General features: G+C 57.7%; 10 protein-coding genes, 4 tRNA genes and 1 rRNA gene. 14 read left to right on the forward strand and 1 reads right to left on the reverse strand.

What is annotated here, in order from left to right:
* From rrf to CKW07_RS23535, 5 genes are all read left to right on the forward strand, one after another.
* Positions 1 to 103 (forward strand): 5S ribosomal RNA (gene rrf / locus CKW07_RS23515); the annotation flags it as partial.
* Between the two features lie 352 nt (positions 104 to 455).
* Positions 456 to 2,360, forward strand: a complete 1,905-nt coding sequence (locus tag CKW07_RS23520; protein ID WP_095147274.1) for a sigma-54-dependent Fis family transcriptional regulator — start codon at positions 456 to 458, stop codon at positions 2,358 to 2,360.
* Positions 2,360 to 4,078 (forward strand): ABC transporter ATP-binding protein, encoded by a 1,719-nt coding sequence (locus CKW07_RS23525; RefSeq protein ID WP_095147275.1) that lies wholly within the window; start codon positions 2,360 to 2,362, stop codon positions 4,076 to 4,078. Before CKW07_RS23520 ends, CKW07_RS23525 begins: the two co-directional genes overlap by 1 nt.
* Positions 4,068 to 4,745 carry a S8 family serine peptidase gene (locus CKW07_RS23530; RefSeq protein WP_095147276.1) on the forward strand — a complete coding sequence of 226 codons (678 nt, stop codon included), beginning with the start codon at positions 4,068 to 4,070 and terminating at the stop codon, positions 4,743 to 4,745. The genes CKW07_RS23525 and CKW07_RS23530 overlap by 11 nt, the downstream gene beginning before the upstream one ends.
* Complete coding sequence (locus CKW07_RS23535) at positions 4,742 to 6,037, forward strand: NAD(P)/FAD-dependent oxidoreductase (protein WP_095147277.1); 1,296 nt, start codon at positions 4,742 to 4,744, stop codon at positions 6,035 to 6,037. The genes CKW07_RS23530 and CKW07_RS23535 overlap by 4 nt, the downstream gene beginning before the upstream one ends.
* 118 nt (positions 6,038 to 6,155) lie before the next feature.
* Here CKW07_RS23535 and CKW07_RS23540 read toward each other — a convergent pair whose 3' ends face one another.
* Positions 6,156 to 7,646, reverse strand: coding sequence for an aldehyde dehydrogenase (locus tag CKW07_RS23540; RefSeq protein WP_095147278.1), 1,491 nt, complete (start codon positions 7,644 to 7,646; stop codon positions 6,156 to 6,158).
* A gap of 1,248 nt (positions 7,647 to 8,894) precedes the next feature.
* On the opposite strand from CKW07_RS23540, the gene CKW07_RS23545 reads away from it, so the two are divergent.
* From CKW07_RS23545 to CKW07_RS23585, 9 genes are all read left to right on the forward strand, one after another.
* Positions 8,895 to 9,968: a 2-hydroxyacid dehydrogenase gene (locus CKW07_RS23545; RefSeq protein ID WP_095147306.1), complete on the forward strand. Its 1,074-nt coding sequence runs from the start codon at positions 8,895 to 8,897 to the stop codon at positions 9,966 to 9,968.
* 17 nt (positions 9,969 to 9,985) lie between these two features.
* Positions 9,986 to 11,374, forward strand: a complete 1,389-nt coding sequence (locus CKW07_RS23550; RefSeq protein WP_095147279.1) for an FAD-binding protein — start codon at positions 9,986 to 9,988, stop codon at positions 11,372 to 11,374.
* A gap of 134 nt (positions 11,375 to 11,508) precedes the next feature.
* Positions 11,509 to 11,586 (forward strand) — tRNA-Lys (locus CKW07_RS23555).
* Positions 11,587 to 11,637: 51 nt separating this feature from the next.
* Positions 11,638 to 11,710, forward strand: a tRNA-Lys gene (locus CKW07_RS23560).
* A gap of 55 nt (positions 11,711 to 11,765) precedes the next feature.
* Positions 11,766 to 11,838, forward strand: a tRNA-Lys gene (locus CKW07_RS23565).
* Between the two features lie 56 nt (positions 11,839 to 11,894).
* Positions 11,895 to 11,967: transfer RNA gene (locus CKW07_RS23570), tRNA-Lys, on the forward strand.
* Positions 11,968 to 12,074: 107 nt separating this feature from the next.
* Complete coding sequence (locus tag CKW07_RS23575) at positions 12,075 to 13,457, forward strand: MATE family efflux transporter (protein WP_095147280.1); 1,383 nt, start codon at positions 12,075 to 12,077, stop codon at positions 13,455 to 13,457.
* Between the two features lie 91 nt (positions 13,458 to 13,548).
* A complete protein-coding gene (locus CKW07_RS23580) occupies positions 13,549 to 15,378 on the forward strand; it encodes a hypothetical protein (protein WP_095147281.1) in 1,830 nt (609 codons plus the stop codon).
* A gap of 25 nt (positions 15,379 to 15,403) precedes the next feature.
* On the forward strand, positions 15,404 to 16,576 hold the full coding sequence (locus tag CKW07_RS23585; RefSeq protein WP_095147282.1) for a pyridoxal phosphate-dependent aminotransferase: 1,173 nt from the start codon (positions 15,404 to 15,406) through the stop codon (positions 16,574 to 16,576).
* Positions 16,577 to 16,949: the final 373 nt, after the last annotated feature.

Genomic DNA, 16,949 nt, shown 5'->3' on the forward strand with positions numbered 1-16,949 from the left:
GAGCATTGGAACCACCTGATCCCATCCCGAACTCAGCAGTGAAACGATGCATCGCCGATGGTAGTGTGGGGTTTCCCCATGTGAGAGTAGGTCATCGTCAAGATTAAATTCCGAAACCCCTATCTGCATCTGCAGGTAGGGGTTTTGTTTTTGTGCGCGAAAAAGTTGGCACAGTCCGTTCCGGGTACTTACGCCTGCTTCCCTGCCTCCCCCTACGTTTGAAGCGCGGACCTGTGGCACTTGCCAGTCGCTTGACGTTAACGTAAACATAAGCGCTGGCGCCGATTGTCCATGGCGCAGGTTTTGCTTGAGGGAAGGGGTGTCCGGGTTATCGGGCAAACTTCCCTTTACTGCCTTCTGAACCGGGTGTAGACATTTCCCCAGGACTTGCGTGGTTCGTCGCGAGTGAGGACATGGCCCCGTGAGCGGCTGGGCGGATCGATCCGGAGCGCTTGATGACCCTTATAAAAACAATAACCCCAGAGCTGCAACACGAAGCCCGGTTGGCCCGGGAAAAACTTCACCTTGAAGGCGAAGTCCCCAATGGGGTGTTGCGCGCCGAAATCGATGCGTCATGGCGGCGCAGTCTCAGCCATGGCGTGCACTTCAACAGCAAACACGAACTGACGCTGGAGTCGAGCGCCAGCCTGGAAGTGTTGCTGGCGAGCAATCGCCTGCTGATCGATGCGGCGATGCCGGCCATTGATTACCTGGCCGAGCGTCAGGGCAAGGAAGGGCTGATTATCCTCGCCAACTCCGATGCGACCATTCTCGCCGTCGAAGGACGCGCCGACCGTCTCAAGGGCAGCGGCCTGCAAGACATCACCCTCGGTGCCTGCTGGAGCGAAGCCGCTCGCGGCACCAATGCGCTGGGCACTGCGCTGGTGGAAGCGCGGCCAACCCTGATCGATTGTGGTGAACACTACCTCGACCGCCTCACCGATTTTTCCTGCACTTCGGTGCCGATTCACTGCCCGCAAGGCGATATTCTCGGCGTCCTCGACCTGACCCGCGAAGGCCCGCTGGGACGGGTGCATGACAGCACCGCGCTGCTGGCCATGGCGGTCAGCCAGATTGAGAGTCGGGTGTTCAACGCAAGCTTCCCCGATCAGATCGTCCTGGCCTTTCATAGCCGACGCCAATACCTCGAGTCGCCTTGGCAGGGGTTGTTGGCCGTGAGCCTGGGCGGGCAGATCCTGGCGGTCAGCGCCCAGGCCTGCCAGTTGCTCAACGCCGAGCGCTCGGCCCTGGTCGGCCATCGATGCGAAGAGTTTCTAGGGGTCGATGGCCTGCAGTTGCTGTCGCGCCTGCAACAGGGGGGGATCGGCAGCCTGCAAACCGCCAAGGGCGAATTCTTCTACAAGACGCTGCGCGCGCCGCAACGCTCGATCAACGTCAGCACACCGCCGCGCAGCGTCGCAAAAACCACCAAGGCTGCTCCCGATCTCGATGCCCTGGCCGGGAGCAATACGCGCTATGCCCGTGCATTGCACATGGCCCGCCAAGGCCTGGCCAATGAGTTGCCGGTGTTGCTGTTGGGGGAGACCGGCACCGGCAAGGAAGTCATTGCCCGGGCGCTGCACATGGCCGGCAGTCGTTGTGACAAACCCTTTGTCGCGGTCAATTGTGCGGCGATCCCGGAAGGGCTGATCGAGTCCGAATTGTTCGGTTATCGCGAAGGCGCCTTCACCGGCTCGCGACGGGGCGGGATGATCGGTCGCCTGCAACAGGCCCACGGCGGCACGCTGTTCCTCGATGAAATCGGCGACATGCCCCTGGCATTGCAAGCGCGCCTGCTGCGAGTGCTGCAGGACCGCAAGGTCGCGCCCCTGGGGGCGGGCGAAGAACAGGACATCGACGTCGCGCTGATTTGCGCCACGCACCGCGACCTTAAGCGCCTGGTGGAGGACAAACAGTTTCGCGAAGACCTGTTCTACCGGGTCAATGGCATCAGCGTCATGTTGCCGGCCTTGCGCGAGCGCGACGACTTCAGTGAGCTGGTGACGCGTTTGCTGACCCGGCTCGACGCTCCGGCGGTGACGCTCAAGGACGAGCTGAGCAACCTGCTCGGCGGTTACCATTGGCCGGGCAACATCCGCCAACTGGAGATGGTACTGCGTACCGCGCTGGCCATGCGCGAGCCCGGTGAAACCGTACTGAGCCTGGAGCATTTGCCCGACAGCATGCTCGACGAGCTCAATGCGGCAGAGCGCTCGCCCGGCGGCAGTATCCGTGAGAACGAACTGGAGCTGATTCGCCAGTCCCTCGACAGTCACCAGGGCAATGTTTCGGCCGCCGCCGATGCCCTGGGTATCAGTCGTGCGACCTTGTACCGCAAGCTCAAGCAGTTGCGCAGCTGATGCGCCGCTTGATTGTCAGGCTGGTCGACAGTCCCGACCCGCAAGCGCTGGACACGGCCCTGGCGTGGCTCTACGGTTTCGTGCGTCCGCATCGGCTGGCCATCGCCGGGCTGCTGGGGCTGTCGGTGTGCGCCTCGCTGCTGGTGTTGGTGCAGCCCTGGTTGACCAAGCTGCTGATCGACGATGGCTTGCTGGCCCGGGATTTCTCCATGCTGGTGTTGATCGCCGGGTTGATGATCGTCGCCGGGCTCCTGGGTACCGCGCTGTCGGGGATCAATCGCTACCTGCACACGCGTCTGTCCGGACGGATCCTGTTTGCCTTGCGCGACGACCTTTATCGGCACCTGCAGAGCTTGTCGCCGGGTTTCTACGGACAACGAAGGATCGGTGACTTGATGTCGCGCCTGGACGGTGACGTCGCGGAGATCCAGCGTTTTGCCGTCGACTCCCTGTTCTCGGCGGTCTCCAGCGTCATCGGCCTGGTGTGTGCAGTGGCCATGTTGCTGACCTTGTCCTGGAAGCTGTCATTGCTGGCGCTGGTCCTGATTCCGCTGGACGTGCTCTGGCTGCGCTGGATGCGGCGCAAGGTCGAGCGTGATGTGCGCCGGTTGCGCGAGCGTTCGGCGGACATGTCCTCGTTCATGGTCGAAACCCTGCCGGTGATGAAGTTCATCCAGTCCGCCGGTCAGCAGCAACGCGAAGCCCGGCGTCTGGAAACCCTGGGCCAGGGCTATATGAGCCAGTTGTTGCGTCTGCAAGTCACCGAGTTTTTCACCCAGGCAGTCCCCGGTACATTGACCTCGTTGTCGCGGGCCTGTGCCTTTCTCATCGGTGGTTACTGGGTGGTGCAGGGCACCTGGCAGCTAGGCGCCCTGATTGCCTTTTCCACCTACCTGGGGATGGCGGTCGGCCCCGTGCAAAGCCTGCTCGGCTTGTACGTGGCGATCCAGCGGATGACCGTCAGCCTCGGCCGGGTGATGGAGTTGCGCGGCGAACAACCGACCGTCACCACGCCGCTTGTGCCACGACCGATGCCGGACAGTGGTGAGCTGCGATTCGACAACCTGTACTTCAGCTATCCCGGTCGCCCGTCCACCCTGCGCGGTATCGAGGCGCGGATTCCCTACGGCATGAAGGTCGCCCTGAGTGGTGGTTCCGGTGTCGGCAAATCGACCCTGATCGACCTGCTACAACGCCATCACGATCCACAGTCCGGCCGTGTGCTGCTGGGGGATGTCGACCTGCGGGAGCTGGACCTGTTCCAGCTGCGTCAGCGCATTGCCGTGGTCAGCCAGGACATCGTGCTGTTTCGAGGCAGCCTGGCCGATAACCTGGCGTACGCCGTGCCGGATGCCAGTCGCGAAGCCGTGGCTGAAGTGGCGCGACTGGCCCAGCTCGACAGCCTGATCGCCACGCTGCCTGAAGGACTCGACAGCCCCTTGGGCGAACGTGGCCAGCAGTTGTCCGGTGGGCAGAAACAACGGATTGCCATCGCCCGCGCCTTGTTGCAGGACCCGCTGATCCTGGTGCTCGACGAGGCCACCTCGGCAGTCGACGAGGCCACGGAACGGGACGTGATCGAGGCCATCGACCGACTGTTTGCCGGGCGCACACGTATCCTCATCAGTCATCGCCCCTCGACCCTGGCCGATGCCGACCTGCGCTTTGAATTGTTCGATGGCGTGCTCATGCCTGTGCAGGTGCAGCATGAAGCCTGAACTGAGGATCGGTGTCGTCGACAGCGGCCACTCGGTTGCGCAACGGCCGCGGGTGAGCGTTGGGCGGCGGTTCTACCTGGTGGACGAGGGTGTGGCCGATGACGCCTTGCGTGATGACCCGATCGGCCATGGCAGTGCCGTGGTCGAGGCCATCAGCCAGCGCGCGGCTTCTGCCCGCTTGTGCGTGGCCCAGGTGTTCGACCAGCGCGGGGTGACCAGCGCCCTGCAAATCGCTACGGCCATCGATTGGCTGGTGACGCAGGACGTGCGGGTGATCAACCTCAGTCTGGGCTTGCGCGAGGACCGCAGCTTGCTGCGTGAAGCCTGCTCGGCGGCAGTCGCCCGTGGTGTGCTGCTGTGTGCATCGAGTCCGGCGCAAGGCGAGGGCGTGTACCCGGCGAGCTATCCGCAGGTGGTGCGGGTGACCGGTGATGCGCGTTGCAGTGAGCAGCAGTGGTCGTGGCTGAACAGCCAGCAGGCCGATTTCGCCGCCTGTGTACGGGGCACCTATGCCGGGCAGTCCGGTGCCAGCCTGGGCTGTGCGGCGTTGACCGGGCATATCGCCAGCTTCCTCGGCGAGCACCGCGATGCCAGCAATGCCCAGGTGCTGCAATGGCTGCGTGACAATGCCCACTATCGCGGCCCTGAGCGACGAGCGTGGACATGAGCGATGTGCTGATTCTTGGTGCTGGACCCGCGGGTTCGGCGGTGGCCCTGGGGTTGCGACGCATGGGCTATGGGGTGACCCTGGTCAGCGACTGGCGGCGGTTCGCAGCACTGGAAGGTGTCTCGCAACGGGTGCTTGAGGCCTTGCGCGGTGCTGGTCTGCATCAGGCGCTGGCCGACGCCACGCTGCCGTCCCAACGCCGGGTGTCATGGAACGGCCTGCAGCATGCACAAAACATCGAATACCTGTTGGACCGGCCGCGCTTCGATCAAGGCCTGCGTGAAGACCTGCAGCGGGCCGGCGTCGAGTTGATCGAAGGCCGCGTGCTGGCGGTTCACTCCGATGCGTCAGGCCATCGGGTCGAGGTCGAGGGGCATGGCCAACAGTACAGCGGGTTTCTGGTGGAGGCGCGTGGTCGTCAGGCGCCGGCACTCGGCAAAGGCCGGCGCGGGCCGGAAACCGTCAGCTTGCTCAATCGCTGGCAAGGCGCGCCCGGCAGCACCGCCAGTGCGGTGCAAAGCCTGGAGGACGGTTGGGCCTGGATGGCGCGACGGGCCGATGGCCAATGCTATTGGCAGTTGACGGTGGATGTGGCCAGCGCCGAGTTGCCCGCCAAGGCCCAGTTACTCGACTACTGTCGGCAACGCCGCCAAGGCTCGGCACTGGCCGCTGAACTGTTCGGTTCGGCGGCTGAAAACGATCTGCATCTACATGCCCGCAGTAGCACCGCGATTCTCCATCCGCAGCTATGTGGCGACAACTGGATTCGGGTGGGCGATGCGGCCATGGCGGTGGATCCGCTGTCAGGCAACGGTATCTTTCAGTCCCTGTCGTCGGCCTTGCAGGCACCCGTGGTGATCAACACGCTGCTGCGCAAACCCGAACGGGCGGCGCTGGCCCGGCGTTTTCACCAGCAACGGGTCGAGCAATTGTTTTTACGTTTCGCGCGCATTGGCCGGGATTTCTATGCCGATGAGCTGCGCTGGCCGCAGCACCCGCTCTGGCAGGCGCGCCGCCAATGGCCGGACAGCGAAGTCGCGCACAAGGCGGCGGATTTCTCGACCTTGAGCATCGGGCACGCTCCAGTGTTGCGCGATGGGTTTGTCGACGAGGCCGAGGTGGTGATCACTGCCGATCAACCCTTGGGCATCTGGCATGTGCAAGGGGTGGAGCTGGCGCCGCTGGTGCGCCGCTTGCGTACCCAACCCACCGAGCAGGTGCTGGCGGGGTTGACTGTGGAGCAAGGGCGTAGGGTGCGCAGCTGGTTGTTGGCACAGGGCTTCAAGCCCTGATGTGCCTATTCACGCATGCCGCTCAACCAGACGTGACCGCAGTCTTTGTGGCAAGCTCGCTCGCCACAGACCAGGACAGGCGCTCCCCCATCAATCCACTGTGAGAGAGCGCCACCCATCACAGCTTGATCAACACCGACTTCAATTCGGTGTAATGCTCGATCGCCGCGTAGCCCATCTCCCGGCCCACGCCGGACATTTTGTAACCCCCGAACGGCAACGCCGGGTCCAGGGCGCTGTGGCAGTTGACCCAGACCGAGCCTGACTTGATCCGTGGAATCATCCGGTGCACCGCCGCCAGGTCGTTGGACCAGATACTCGCCCCCAGGCCATAGGGACTGTCGTTGGCCATGCGCACGGCATCGGCTTCGTCATCGAAGGGAATCGCCACCAGCACCGGGCCGAAGATCTCTTCCTGCACCAGTGAGTGCTGTTGATCGACGTCGACAATCACCGTCGGCTTGACGAAGAACCCCGGGCCGAATTGCTCACCGCCGCAGGCAATGGTCGCACCGCTTTGACGGCCCATTTCGATGTAGTTGTACACCCGTTCCTGTTGCCGGGCGGAGATCAGCGGGCCCATTTCCACACTCGAATCCAGGCCGTTACCCAGCTTCATGGCGTTGGCGATGCCGGCGATGTCGGCCACCACATTGTCGAAATGCTTGCGCTGCACATAAAGCCGGGAGCCAGCGCAGCAGACCTGGCCCTGGTTGAAGAAAATCGCACTGGCCGCACCCGCTGCGGCGCTGTTGAGGTCAGCGTCGGCCATGACGATGGTCGGTGACTTGCCGCCCAGTTCCAGGGTGACCCGGGTCATGGAGTCCATGGCAATCTTGCCGATCTGTTTACCCACGGCGGTGGAACCGGTGAAGGTCAACTTGTCCACCAACGGATTGTGGGTCAGGGCGGAGCCCGCAGTGATGCCGGTGCCGGTGACCACGTTGAACACGCCGCTGGGGTAGCCGGCTTCCAGCACCAGTTCAGCGAGTTTGAGGGCAGTCAGCGGGGTTTCATCCGCCGGCTTCAGTACCACGGTGCAGCCGGTGGCCAGGGCCGGGCCGAGTTTCCAGCAGGCCAGCAGCAACGGGAAGTTCCAGGCGACGATGGCACCGACCACACCGACGGCTTCACGGCGGATGAAGCTGTGGAACTGATCGTCGGGCATCAGCGGCAACGACACCTCGACGCTGGAACCTTCGATCTTGGTCGCCCACCCGGCCATGTAGCGCAGGAAGTCGATGGACAGTTGTACGTCCATCACCTGCGCCACCGCTGCGCTTTTGCCGTTGTTCAGGCATTCCAGTTGCGCCAGGATCTCTGCGTCGCGCTGCATCAGGTCGGCGAGTTTCCACAGCAGGTTCTGCCGCTCGCGAGGGCGGGTGCGGGTCCAGGCCGAATCGTCGAAGGCGTGGCGGGCGGCAAGCACGGCACGGTCGACATCCTCCGGCGTGGCCTTGGGCACCACGCACAGCACGTCGCCGGTGGCCGGGTTGTGCAGGGGCATGGTCTGGCCGTCGGCGGCCTCGACCCATTCGGCGCCAATCAGCATGCGCGGGGCGCGTTGGATAAAGGCGGTGGTGGCGGGGAGCGGGGTTGCAATAGCCATGACAGAACCTCTTGTTGTGCGTGAGGCGAGGGCTTTCGCAACCCCTGTGCCAGTTTTTGCTGGCGCTTAAGTTGATGATTCCAGTTGTTTTTATCTGGCGTAGTGGGAATACGTCGGATACAAGCTGTCGCAAATTGCGAATGCCTTGAGACAAGTCCGGCCTGAACTTATACGGCGTGGGTTCTTGGTAAGGGGCACCCCTTTCAAGATTTTTGCACTTTGGCCGCCTTCTTGAGTACTCGATCCGTCGACACATGAGCATGCGCCGCCTTGCCCTCTGATCATCAAGCTGAAGCGCATGACTGGGAAAGTGTTGAACATTCAGTGTTCCTTTTTTGCCCCGCCGTAGGGCCGGCTCTCGTGCGCAGATGGAGCTAGCTCCAAAAGAGCGACAATCCGGCCATACCTGACCCACTATATTCATAGTGATGCGAAAGTTAACAAGATTAAAAAATAATTGCTGTAGGAAATGTCCTGAAATCAATTCGGATATTCAATTATTTAGATGGTCGCAACGTTAATGGCAGGGACATTGAAAGTGCTGTCGAGTCAATGTCTCCCCTGTGCCGCCCCATAGGCTGGGGATGTCTACAGTGCCGAGGGCCGTCCATATGCATTGGGAGTCAGTGCCATAGTTGGTACATATACTAACCATAAAAATGGTCTGAGCCGATCACCCATCAGGCAATTGCTCAGGCCTAGTATGTTTTGTGCTTTGAAGACCCGTGAGCGAGTTAGCAATGGTCGGTATCGAGCTTGGTAAGTACTCCTTTCACGTGCGAGGCCAGAATGTATCGGCTCTCGAGAGGTGGTTGTGTGGTAATTGACTTTCTGCGATATGAAAAAAAATCTTGACATGAAAAAAAGATTAATATTTTATGTGTCCCATAACTTTTCAAGTGGGTTGAGAAGTTAACCAGTGGAAATGGATGTATTGGCATTGTTTAGCGCTGCGTTGCGCCAGACTCATAAGGATATGTTTATGTTTATATTTTTGACCCTCTTCGCTCCGGCTATTGATTGGCGCCCTGGATATGCTCGCAGGCTGAGTCCGTAAGTCTGCACCTTGCGTCTTTGCCAAATTTTGCTTGGCGTTAAGCTCGTTATTCTTTACAGATAGTGTGTGGCGCCGCTTGCTTGGCGGCAGATACACCAGAATTTTATCCAGTGATTGTGATTGCTTTCAATACGCCATTGATCGGGTGTTTGAAATCTAATATTCCATTAAGTTAATTGGGGGGTGTTGCTGTGTCGGAGCGCATTAAAGTAGTCATTTCTGGGGCCGATCGTGTAGCGCATAGCTATATTTCTAAATTAAATCCCTCGCGTTATGAGGTGGATTTGATTCCCGAGTCGCTTCCTGATCAAGCACGTGTTATTTCCGTCATCACTGACGCGCACATCTACATTCATGCCGGTGAGGAGATACTGACAGAAGCGATCTTGCAGCATGCTGAGAAATTGAAGCTAGTGGCATGCCTGGCTTCTGGTGCCGAGCACTTGGTCGATATCGATGCGGCTGATCGTTTGGGTATCGCAGTTACCAATACTCCAGGCTTGAAAGTGATGTACGAAGCCATGGGTGAGTTTCTGCTGGGATTGGTAATTGCCTTGCGCCGAAAGTTGATTTACTTCCACACAGAGCAAAAAAACGGTCGCTTACACGAAACGGACACCCCGCTGCTCAAGGATGCGGTGATCGGTATCATCGGCATGGGTAAGGTCGGTTCTCGAGTGTCGAGGATGATGCACGATGCGTTCAAGTCCAGGATTGTCTACACCTCCAACTCGCAAAAGCCAGATATAGAGCGCGATACGCAGGCGCAACGACTGTCGCTGGAAGCCTTGCTGGAAACAAGTGATGTGGTGATTCTGGCGTGCCCTTACAACGACTCTACACTGGGCTTCATCGCAGAGCATGAGCTTTCCCTGATGAAGCCCACGGCGATCCTGATCAATACGTCAGCGTCCTCTCTAGTTGATGGCCAGGCGGTCTACAAGGCCCTTCTCGAGCAGAAAATTGCCGGTGCCGCGTTCGACGACAAGAACTGGAATGCTCCGCCGCTTATCAAGAATGGCAAGACGATCAACATGCCGATCGCGATGCTCGACCTGCCGGATGATCGCTTCATCTGTACGCCCTATGTAGGTGCTATGACCTCGGAAGTGTGGGATGAGATGGCGAGTGTGGCCATCGGTTCGGTTCTGCACTTCATCGAGCATGGTTCTGACAGGAATCTTTATAACCGGAACCTGGACACGACCAGGCATGCCCAACGCTCGGGCTCTGGTTCGCCGTTTGCCGCAATACTGGAAGGCTGAGCCTGGGTGGAAGCTGTATGAGCGACGATTTAACGCAAATACGTCTCCGGCAGGCGCTGCAGGGGCATGAGTCGGTCGAACTGCTTTTTCCTGGTGAGCCTGGTTACGATGAAGGGCGTCAGGTCTACAACAGGATTCACGACCTGCACCCCTTGCTCATTGTGCGCACCCTCAACCGTGCGGCGATTAGAGCAATGCTTGAGGTGGTTGCCGATAACCAGCTTGAACTCGCCATCCGTGGTGGCGGGCACCATATTGCCGGGTTTGGTTCGACCGAAGGCGGTGTGTTGCTCGATTTCTCTGGGTTCAACGGCGTACAAATCGATGCGTTTCAGGGCATCGCCAGGGTTCAGCCTGGTGCCCGTTTGAGGGATCTGGACGCGACATTGTGCCCTCAGGGATATGTCGTGCCGACCGGGACCGTCAGCGATACCGGGATTGCCGGGCTGACTCTTGGTGGCGGTATCGGTTGGTTTGTCGGAACTCTGGGGTTTACTTGCGACAACCTGGTAGGCGCCGACGTGATGCTCGCCAGTGGCGAGGTCGTCAGAGCCGAGGACCCGCAGCACCAGGATCTGCTATGGGGCCTTCGCGGAGGCGGGGGCAATTTTGGCGTTGTGCTGGAGTTTCGGTATCGCCTATCGAAGCTGCCCAACGTTTACTGTGGTTCGATCACGGTTACGACACCGGAGATTCCCCGGGTGCTTATGCAACTGGGGGATTACATGGAGCATGTTTGTCCACCGAATCTGGTGCTGGCTCCTATCTTCACACCCGGCGTGGATAGCGAGCACTGCGTTTTATCGATTGACTTTTGTCTCAGCGATTATCTGGACATCGATGCCATCAGAGCGTTGGAAACCGCGCTGAATCTTGTGGGTAGCCATCGGTTCGTAACGGATGATTTCCGAACCTGGCAAGCCTGGTTCGACGACAGGTTCCAACCACCGATGAGGGGGTACTGGAAGTCGATTTGCCTGGATGATTTTACCAGCAGCACCATGGATGCATTGCTAACCGCAGCGTCCAGCATGCCAGGTAAGCGATGCAGCATTACGATCGAACATCTGAACAAATCGCGACGTTCGGCAATACCTGGCGATTCCGTTTTCCCGCTCAAGTCGAGAGGCTATGGCATTCTGTTTTCTGCCCGGTGGGTTGAAACCCAGGACGATAAAGTTTTTGTGCACTGGGTTAGAGCTGCTGCGCTGGAAGCCACGGGTAGTGATGGAGTCGCTGCGTATTCCAACTACTCTTTTGCCGACAGCTCGTTACGTACGTCGTTGTTCGGTAGCGATAGTGAGCGCTTGCTCGAGGTCAAGAAACGGTACGACAAGGATAATATGCTTAGGCGCAACCACAATATTAGCGCGAGCAAAGAGGGTACCACCCACTCAGCTGATTAATGGTGAGGGGAGGGAGTATCAGGTGGCTCGGGCACCCACTAATTAAGTAGGTAGTCGTAAGCCAGAGCCTTACTTTCTTTCACCCTTTTGCCCGGGCGCAGCGGTTTTGCGCTGGGGAAGCAAGACAGATAAATGGGGGAGAATGCCCGGTGGCTTGGGCGCCAACTACTTAAGTTGGTAGTCGTGAGTTCGAGTCTCACTCTCCTCCACCATTTTTGCCCGGGTGCAGCGGTTTTGCGCTGGGGAAGCAAGGCAGATAAATGGGGGAGAATGCCCGGTGGCTTGGGCGCCAACTACTTAAGTTGGTAGTCGTGAGTTCGAGTCTCACTCTCTTCCACCATTTTTGCCCGGATGCAGCGGTTTTGCGTTGGGGAAGCAAGGCAGATAAATGGGGGAGAATGCCCGGTGGCTTGGGCGCCAACTACTTAAGTTGGTGGTCGTGAGTTCGAGTCTCACTCTCTTCCACCATTTTTGCCCGGGCGCAGCGGTTTTGCGCAGGGGAAAGCAAGGCAGATAAATGGGGGAGAATGCCCGGTGGCTTGGGCGCCAACTATTTAAGTTGGTAGTCGTGAGTTCGAGTCTCACTCTCTTCCACCAGTTACCGGAAGTTCGGGTTGTTCATTTCGGCGAGAGATTGATTGAGCCGCTGGTGACTACACCATATTTCTTGTGTGTGCTGACTTAAATGAAGGGTACAGGTATGCAGTGGATTGCAGAAGGTCGGCGGATCATCAAAGTTGCGGTGCCACTTTCAATCGTTTATTTGATTGAAAGTATGATGGCCTTCGTTGACTCCGTATTCATGGGGCGCTTTCGTGCAGATGAAATTGCCGGCTATGGCTTGGGGGCTCGTATTGTTTTTGACGCGACCAATGTCATTTGTCTATGCGTCATTGGCATGGTCGCCGTTTTCTCGGCCAAGTACGACGCGATCAAAGACAAGCGAGCCGTGGAAACGCATGTGCAGCACGGTTTCTACATGTGTTTTCTGCTCAGTCTGCCGGTCGCCCTGGTGACGTTGAATCTTGGTAGTTTGCTGGTTGCCTTCAATGTCGACCCGGCGGTCGCCTTGCAGGCAGATCAATATGCGCAAGGCGCAGTGTACTCAATCCTGCCACTGGCCTTGTTCTGCGTCCTGCGAGACCACTCGGCGGCGGTTTCTGACTTCTCGTCGATTTTCTACATCACGCTATTCGCCAGCGTTTTCAAAGCGGTGATTTCCTACGTACTGATTCTTGGCGAGTTTGGTTTTCCGCGGCTGGGTGCATACGGTGCCGGCCTTTCGACCTCCCTGGTCAGTTGGGGAATGCTGGTTGCGGAAGTCGTTCTCTATTCCCTGAGCAATCGTAAATCCGGCAAGACGTACGCCATCTTCACCGGGTGGGTGGCTCCCAGGCTGTCCCTGGTGAAAAAGTACCTGGCGATGGGCTTACCCCTATCGGCGAATAGCCTGGTCATTTCTCTGATGTTCATCGTGCTGATGCTCTTGACGGAGAAAGTAGGGACCTTGGAGCTGGCTGCGGCACAACTGGTGTTTTCCTATATCTACCCGGTGTTCATGCTGGTTGAAGGGGTTCGTGAAGCCATCGCCATTCGTGTCGCTCAAGAACATGCGCTAGGTAATGTGCACAAGGTGCGCAAACTGACGGTGGTGGCTAGCATGGTCAGCATGTTGTTCTTGTTTCCTTTCGCCTTCGTCGTATTTTTCGATTCCACGTTGGTCGCATCAATGTTCTTCAACGTCAACGAATCATCGAATCTTGACCTGCTGACCCAGTTCAACCTGATTATCGGTTTTGCCGCTCTGAGCATCGTTGTCGAGTGTGTCCAGGTCATTCTGCTCGGGGCGCTGAAGGGCCTGGAAGATACCAAGGTGCCATTCCTTATCAACACTACTACTGCTTGGGTGATCGGCGTGGCGGGGGGGTATCACCTGGCGTTTAACCTGGATCAGGGGGTCGTCGGTCTGTGGGTGGCGCTGATTCTCAGCCACCTCCTGTCGTTGTTGCTGTTGACGGTACGACTATTACTTGTCACCCGACCCAACAGTCCTCTGCTCTGCGCGAGCTCGGTACACGACTAGTCGCCACCATCCGCCAGGACGGTCGAATCGGGCCTGGCGGCTAATCATCAGGGTTTCGGAAAGATCGCCGGTCTGTACAGGGGGAGTGCGTATGCGTGAAGTACTGGCTACTTACATTGACGCTTATGACGTTGCGATTGATTGTCTTGAGCAATTACAGGGCACTGAGCTTGCGATTGTCGTTGATCAGTTGTTGTCGCGAATCGCGGCCTGCGACGATGTGCTGATCAACAATGTACTTAAGCATCATCGTCATCTACTTGAACTCAGCAGTGAGGAGTGGGCGTGGTTCTTGCCTGGCATTCTTGAATTAGAACGCAACAGTGCCTTTGTCGCGGCTTACCTGATAGAAAAGATCCCGCTGCTCAAGCAGCACCTGGATATGCAAGCTTTCGTTGAGTTTTTGCTAGCCATTAAAGATCATTCGGCACGTGGTCTGTCCTATCTGATCGGCACTTCCGACTCTGCTCTGTGTGATGATCTGGAGTCGATCCTGGAGGCGGTAGGCGTCGTTTACTATCGGGCCGCCATGGACTGTGTGTTGCGTCATAAGGACGAACTGGGCCCTTGCTGCGCTCCCTTGCTCATCCACATCAAGAACTATAGCCGGCACTTGCCTGCCACTGACCTGGATGCGCTGGTGGCTTTGGTCTGCGCTGTGCATGCCCGTTACGGCAGTTTTGGCGCCGTTGCCTTACTGGAAAATGCCGATGAGGTATTTGCCCAACATAGCATTCAGGCAGTACATGAGCGCCTGGACCACCTGTTAGATGAACATGTCGACTATTTTCATTATCTGCTTGCCAATGGCTTGCCGCAGGTTGGAGCGGTTCGCACGGACACCGCTTCGGTTGAACAATTGGATGGCGCAAGTATGACCTCGCATATCGACGTCCCTGGGGTGTTCGATGGCGGGTTGGTCTCTGCGATTATTTCCAATATGAACCTCATGGATCAGAAAACACTTGAGAACATGCGTTTTCAGTTGTCGACCAGTGATTTTAATCGCTGGCTCGAACAGCAGCCTGCTTTCGCGAATGCCCGCATGCATATCGCCGATGCCTATGCCGGTGCTTGGTTTTCATCGTTCGATTATTGGGGCGGAGAGATGGGGGTCGCGCGTTTCAGGGCGCTGATAGGGCAGGCTATAGACGCGACCTATGACAAGGTGGCTCGGCAATCCTTGGTTTACAGGAACAAGTCGCTGTTCGACCGACATGCCGAGTACACCGAAGCCCGCTTGCGATTGATGATAGATACGGCATTTCCAATCGATAGCAACGGATCGCGGGCACCCGAGGATATTGCAAGTGTCAGGACTTATCTCGACGACCATAACCGGGAGGATTTGCGAGATCGGCATTCGAAGCAGCGGGTATTCATCAGTACCTGGAACAGAAACCCATGGCAGGACTACAGTCGTTCCGACGAGTTCTACTCCTGTACCGGTATTGGTGATTACGCTGTCAATAATGCCCCAGGTTATCTGGTTGAGCCGAATTTATGTCGCCTGTATGTCTGGTATCAAGGGCGGCGCATTGGCCGTATTAATCTGATTGCCGTAGCCGATGTCGAGGGTACGCCGGGGTTGTTGCTTGACGGCGTCGAGGGTGGCGGTCGTCTGTTGCAGTCCGAAGAGCGGGTCCTGGACATCCTGGGCAGTGTCTCTGAGTTCGCAAAGCGCTGTGGGTTGAGAGCCTATTACATCAACTGCAAGGCGACCTACAACAATGTACCAAAGCAGTTCATAGCCCAGGCAGTTCGCCATGTAGGGCTACCAGTGACGCATTGTTATCTACGTCGCTTTTACCAAGGACTGGAAATTTATCAGGCGATGCCCCATGGACTCATACCGTTCTTCGAATCCTTCGGGAATAACCTGTCCGGGGTGGTGAGTGGCCTGAAAATCACGTTGCCCTAGCGGCCAACGTTCACAAGGAAGTGTTATGTTGACTACATTGACTGATCATGAATACCTGGCCCTGAATTCGACCTGCAGCTTTGCTGACGGGCACGCTTATCATGAGTTATCCAAGGGGCTGGAGGGTGTTGTCGAGCAATTGCCCACCATTTGGCATGACTGCAATCAAACCAAAGTTCGCGACATGGAGAGGTCTTTCAAGACCGAATGGGCCAACCTGCTGGACTCTAGCGAGTTGTTGCGACACGATCACTTCAGAGTTTCTCCGACTGCATCCAACTCTATCGATATCGTTGCGACACTACTTGCCGAGCGGGCTCAGCGAGTGTTGCTGATCGAACCCACGTTCGACAACCTGTACTTAATGCTTAAGCGTCGAGGTTGTGAGGTGTCGCCTCTCAGCGAGCAGTCGATGATAGAGGCGATTGACCAAGATAGGCTGGTCGAGCTATTAGATGGTTTTTCGTTCGATACCTTGTTCCTGGTAAACCCTAACAATCCCACCGGTTATCTGATTCGCGAACAACAATTCAAGGTGATAGCCGAGTACTGCCAAAGACAGAACAAGGTCTTGGTGGTTGACTCTACCTTTCGCTTCTATGCCAGGGATCCCTTCAATGATTATGCCGCGCTATTGAAGGCTGGCGGTTCCTTCGTGGTAATCGAAGACACCGGCAAGACCTGGCCAACCCAAGACATGAAATCGAGCATGATCGTCTATTCCGAAGATCTGGCCGCGGGGTTGGAAAAGGCCTACGAGGAGATCTACCTGTGTCATTCGCGCTTCGTCATGGGGGTTTTCGTCGACCTGTTCCGGCGCACGGCTGAAATGGGTCTGGAACAGGCTCTGGTGCATGAAATCGGGCTGCGGCGCCGCAAGGTCAGGGCCGTGCTGGCCGATACTCATTTCCGTTGTATTACCGACAGTCGTGCAACCGTGATGCCCGTAGAGTGGATCGATGTCTCGCGCACGGGGAAAACCGATGCAGAGCTCATCCAGCAGTTTTTATCGCACGGCTTCCATTGCCTGCCCGGCAGCCACTTTTTTTGGCACGCCTATTACGAGCGCGGTATCCACAGTTCCCGCTTCATTCGCATTTCACTCGCCCGTCCCTCGGCGGTATTCGAAAACGGTTTGGCTCTGCTACGCAATATCTGCAACGAACCGAACCTTGCCAGGTTAACTGTGAGCTGTTGAGTAACGCATTGCGCTCCTGCTGGTAGCTGCTCATCCATTCAGTGAGCCCAGCAGGCTTTTCTCATCTTTTTTGTGAGTCCCAATCGATGGCCTCACAAAAAAGATGATTTCTGGCCCATGCCCATGTCTGTTGGGATTCGGAACCTTCCATTTTTGGAACCGACTGGAGCTGATGCCTGTTCCACACGTCACCAATACGAAGCTCCTTCTGCCCCGTCGACCGCACCTCGGTGACTGTATGGCGCTGGTTCGCCCACCTTCCGTTCGCTCGTCGGTACCGCAGGCAGTCGCCTTCCTCCTCTGTGTGCTTAGCTCTCAAGATTCTTCCGCTCTCGTGGGTAGCGACCCTGATGTTTATCGGTCTCGTCTCAGA

The sequence above is a fragment of the Pseudomonas sp. Irchel s3b6 genome (assembly GCF_900187415.1).
GTDB lineage: Bacteria > Pseudomonadota > Gammaproteobacteria > Pseudomonadales > Pseudomonadaceae > Aquipseudomonas.